Source organism: Bulleidia sp. HCP3S3_C9 (assembly GCF_052064035.1).
GTDB lineage: Bacteria > Bacillota_I > Bacilli_A > Erysipelotrichales > Erysipelotrichaceae > Bulleidia.
The window spans coordinates 1-3,983 of sequence record NZ_JBQHWJ010000088.1 but is presented as its reverse complement, the minus strand read 5'-3'; the positions used below and the strand labels follow the sequence as shown (position 1 = coordinate 3,983).

The following is a 3,983-nucleotide window of genomic DNA, read 5'->3' as shown; positions in this document are numbered from 1 at the left end:
TTTTACCTCGCAGTTAAAGTGTATATCCAGCAATATGATTTTATTGTACTAAAAAGCGGACACTAAAGAGATTTCTGAACTTTTTTGAATCAGGTGGTCAGTTATGTTTAAAAATGATAAGTATCAATGAGAATGGATCTATGATTCATTCTTTTTGATAGAAAATAAAAAAGCATATGATCAAGAAACTGAATCATATGCTTTTATCATATGGTGGTTCCTGACGGGCTCGAACCGTCGACCCACTGATTAAGAGTCAGTTGCTCTACCAACTGAGCTAAGGAACCAATTGCTTATCTATTATAATCATTTTATTTTGAAAATGCAATAAAAAACTCATTCAATTTTGAATGAGTTTTTCTTTATGGTGGTTCCTGACGGGCTCGAACCGTCGACCCACTGATTAAGAGTCAGTTGCTCTACCAACTGAGCTAAGGAACCATGCTTTTTAACAGTGCTTAAATATAATACCAAGACACTGTGATTGTGTCAATAAAAAAATAAAAAAATTTCAAAAAAGAACTCACAATTATTTTGTGAGCTCTTGAAGTGCGTTTTCATATTCTTCTTCATCAATGCTTCCTGTAGCAATCATTTCTTTTACCCAAAGTTTTAAGGCTTCAACTGTGGAAGATATTTCATTGAGTTTTATCTGAATGTGTGCGAAGTCCTTGAGTTCGTTTTCTGTGATTTGTCCATCGGATGTAATTTCAATCAATGCATTTTTTTCTGCTTCAACTGTATTTAAAGAAGCAATCATTTTTAAAATGATATTTGATAATTGCTGTGGCTTGATTTCACTTAAAGTGCTTTTTCTAATTGGACACTCGTGTGTGCAGTAATAGTTACATAGATCGGGTCTTTTGTATGCATTTGACATTTCCAATACATCATTTGGAGTCATTGAAATCTTATCTGTTTCTAAACGTGCCAAACGATCTTCAGAAATCGTCTGCATTGCTTCACTTGCTCTTGCCTGTGTAAGATTGCTTTGTTTTCTAGCTTCTACATAAATATTCTTTTCATTGTTCATGGTATTATTCTACCAATGTTTCCGCAATGTGTGCGGAAACTTAAGAATATTTCGCAATCATTTCCATAGTGTTCATTCTCATTCATCATATAATGGTTGTATCCAATAAAAAGGATGAAGGGAGTGATATGTATGTTAACAGTTCTTTCTTGTTTATTGGCAATCTGCTTATTATCCATTGGTTTGAAAATCATAGGCTTTATGTTTTCTGCATCATTTGCGATTACGGGTTTTGTATTGAAAATCGTAGTTGGTATTCTTTGTTCTGTGATTTCAATGGTTATATTGTTTAGCATGATTGGAGTGCTTGCAATATTTGTTTTCATACCTGTTGCACTCATTGTATTTATTACTAGAAAAGGAACAACAATATGACAGAAGCACAATATCAAAATGAAATATTAGAAGCAATTGAAGCAGCAAATGTTGCTTTAAAAGCATTGCATAATGCTGAATCAGATTTAAAAAGTGCAGGTGGATGGGGAATCTTTGATATCCTTGGTGGAGGTATGATTACTTCAATGATCAAACACTCAAATATGAATTCTGCGCAAAAGCATATGAATGAAGCAAGATATGCTTTACAGAGATTTTCTAAAGAATTGAGAGATGTAGATGAAGATCTGGACTTTCAGTTTGATAGTATGGACTTTATGGGTTTTGCAGATGTGTTTTTTGACAATGGAATCATTGATTTTATGGTCCAAAGTAAAATTGAAGAGGCAAAAAAACAGGTACGACGTGCTATTCGCCGTGTAGAAGAAATCAAAGATCAATTAAGCAGGATGTAAGATAAGATCATAATCGATCTTATCTTTTTATTTGTGAAAAAATGAAACAAATGAATAAAAAAGTAGTAGGAATACATATCATCATGTAAAATAAATATGAAAAACATAAGGGAGGATTTTTAACGTAATGAAAACATTTAATTATGTTGTAACAAATGTTCTGGGTATTCATGCACGTCCAGCAGCAATGCTTGCACAGGCATGTACTAATTTTAAGTCTGCAGTTGTGATTGAAGGCAATGGCGAAGAAGCAAAAGGTAACGATGTTCTTTCCATTTTGAGCCTGCATGCCGCTAAAGGTACTACACTCAAGTTTACAATCACTGGAGAAGATGAAGAAGAAGCAATGGCAAAGATCCAGGAAGTTCTAAAAGAAGTTGAACCAAAAGATAAGCCAGCTTCTATTCTGAAGGTTGCTTTCTATGGAACAAAAGACTATGACCGTATCTTCTTCTCAGAATTATCAAAAGATAAAGGTGAAGGAACATATAACGTTGATATTACATATTTCAATTCTCGATTGACAAGTGAAACTGCTTATCTTTCCGTTGGGTTTGATGCAGTATGTATTTTTGTTAATGATGAAGCACCTCGTCCAGTTGTAGAAGAATTACATAAGAATGGCGTTAAGCTCATTTTATTAAGATGTGCTGGTTTCAATAATGTTGATCTTGATGCTGCAAAGGAATGTGGAATTACAGTATTACGTGTTCCAGCATATTCTCCATATGCAGTTGCTGAACACGCAATGACACTTATTCAGGCCGCAAATAGAAGAATCAATAAAGCAGTCAATAAAGTTAGAGATAACAACTTCTCATTGAATGGTTTACTTGGATTAGATCTTCATAATAAAGTTGCTGGTATCATGGGTACGGGCAGAATTGGTCAGATCATGGCTAGAATCTGCAAGGGTTATGGTATGACAGTACTTGGCTGGGATGCTTATCCTAACAAGAAGCTTGAAGAAGAAGGCTTATTGACATATGTCACAAAAGAAGAATTACTAAAGAGATCTGATTTGATTTCTTTACATGCTCCACTGATCATGGGTGAAGGTGGAACATATCACATGATCAATGATGAAGCTATCAATATGATGAAAGATGGTGTAATGCTGGTCAATACATCTCGTGGACCATTAATTGATACAGATGCATTGATCAAGGGCTTAAGAGCGAATAAGTTTCATGCGGTTGGCTTAGATGTATATGAAGGTGAAGATGGCAACGTATATACAGATCATTCTGATGATATGATGCAGAATAGTATTGTTGCTCGTTTAACAACATTCCCTAACTTGATCTTAACAAGTCATCAGGCATTCTTCACACGTGAAGCATTGCAGGCAATTGCTGCAGTGACAATGGAAAATGCTCGTAACTTTAATGAAGGTCTTGAATACGGAGCTTCTGAAGTAAAATAACGAAAGAACCAGTTTTGGTTCTTTTCTTTTTGGAACGAATAAAAAAAGATAGTCAAGACTGTTTTGATAGATTGTATTTGTTATACTACTTATACCGAAGGTACAAATATTTTTCCTACACTTTGATATAAGGGAATTCTGACTGGTGATATCTGTTGTGAATGCTTGCTGCGCGTAAGAATCCTGATGATTGACCAAGGATACCCACCTCTACAGAAGAGGGAACATATCAGCCTTCGGTTTTTTTTATATGCTTTCATACAATGAACTGGTGTAAAATGTATTTAATTACATTAAATATGCGTAAAGGATACATACATGAAACAAGAAGAGTTAACAAAGCTTCTAAGTAAACAAATTGAAGAATATTTGAAAGAAGACAGTGAGCATAGAGCATTCTTTGGTGGAATTTGTGATGGAACAAAGACACAATTGATTTATGGATCACGTTCACTGGATCAGGTGTTAGGTGCAATTGCTGGACTCATTGAACAGATGTCTAGTGCATGTGGTGTTCCAAAAGAAGAAATTCTACAAACACTACAATTGTTATTGACGGATAGACAGTATCATTAGAACAGGTGAAAGAACCTGTTCTTTTATTATGTGATAGAATGAAAGCAGAGCTTCCTGTAACATGTAAATGAGGAAGTGGAAAGGAAGAATGAAATTAAAAAGTACCAGTCGTAAAATTGAATCTGCTGATCTTGACCGGTTAGCTGAAACAATAATA

General features: G+C 34.6%; 5 protein-coding genes and 2 tRNA genes. 4 read left to right on the top strand and 3 right to left on the bottom strand.

Annotation, left to right across the window (positions count from 1 at the left end; translation table 11 throughout):
- Positions 1-211: 211 nt before the first annotated feature.
- The 3 genes from ACTND6_RS10600 to ACTND6_RS10590 form a co-directional block, all read right to left on the bottom strand.
- A tRNA-Lys gene (locus tag ACTND6_RS10600) sits at positions 212-287 on the bottom strand.
- Positions 288-365: 78 nt separating this feature from the next.
- Positions 366-441 (bottom strand) — tRNA-Lys (locus tag ACTND6_RS10595).
- A gap of 88 nt (positions 442-529) precedes the next feature.
- Positions 530-1,033: a helix-turn-helix domain-containing protein gene (locus ACTND6_RS10590; protein WP_441024180.1), complete on the bottom strand. Its 504-nt coding sequence runs from the start codon at positions 1,031-1,033 to the stop codon at positions 530-532.
- Positions 1,034-1,165: 132 nt separating this feature from the next.
- On the opposite strand from ACTND6_RS10590, the gene ACTND6_RS10585 reads away from it, so the two are divergent.
- The 4 genes from ACTND6_RS10585 to ACTND6_RS10570 all read left to right on the top strand — a co-directional run bounded on the left by ACTND6_RS10585 (position 1,166) and on the right by ACTND6_RS10570 (position 3,826).
- Positions 1,166-1,408, top strand: coding sequence for a hypothetical protein (locus tag ACTND6_RS10585; RefSeq protein ID WP_178175185.1), 243 nt, complete (start codon positions 1,166-1,168; stop codon positions 1,406-1,408).
- The gene (locus ACTND6_RS10580) at positions 1,405-1,824 is read left to right on the top strand and encodes a hypothetical protein (RefSeq protein WP_441024178.1); all 420 of its coding nucleotides are present in this window, start codon (positions 1,405-1,407) and stop codon (positions 1,822-1,824) included. Before ACTND6_RS10585 ends, ACTND6_RS10580 begins: the two co-directional genes overlap by 4 nt.
- 127 nt (positions 1,825-1,951) lie before the next feature.
- Positions 1,952-3,250, top strand: coding sequence for a fused HPr family phosphocarrier protein/2-hydroxyacid dehydrogenase (locus tag ACTND6_RS10575; protein WP_441024177.1), 1,299 nt, complete (start codon positions 1,952-1,954; stop codon positions 3,248-3,250).
- A gap of 318 nt (positions 3,251-3,568) precedes the next feature.
- Positions 3,569-3,826, top strand: a complete 258-nt coding sequence (locus ACTND6_RS10570; RefSeq protein WP_178175182.1) for a hypothetical protein — start codon at positions 3,569-3,571, stop codon at positions 3,824-3,826.
- The last annotated feature ends 157 nt before the right edge of the window (positions 3,827-3,983 follow it).

Bases quoted from the DNA above. Each gene is read 5' to 3' on its own strand.
- ACTND6_RS10590 (WP_441024180.1), bottom strand. From the start codon at position 1,033: ATGAACAATGAAAAGAATATTTATGTAGAAGCTAGAAAACAAAGCAAT.
- ACTND6_RS10585 (WP_178175185.1), top strand. From the start codon at position 1,166: ATGTTAACAGTTCTTTCTTGTTTATTGGCAATCTGCTTATTATCCATT.
- ACTND6_RS10580 (WP_441024178.1), top strand. From the start codon at position 1,405: ATGACAGAAGCACAATATCAAAATGAAATATTAGAAGCAATTGAAGCA.
- ACTND6_RS10575 (WP_441024177.1), top strand. From the start codon at position 1,952: ATGAAAACATTTAATTATGTTGTAACAAATGTTCTGGGTATTCATGCA.
- ACTND6_RS10570 (WP_178175182.1), top strand. From the start codon at position 3,569: ATGAAACAAGAAGAGTTAACAAAGCTTCTAAGTAAACAAATTGAAGAA.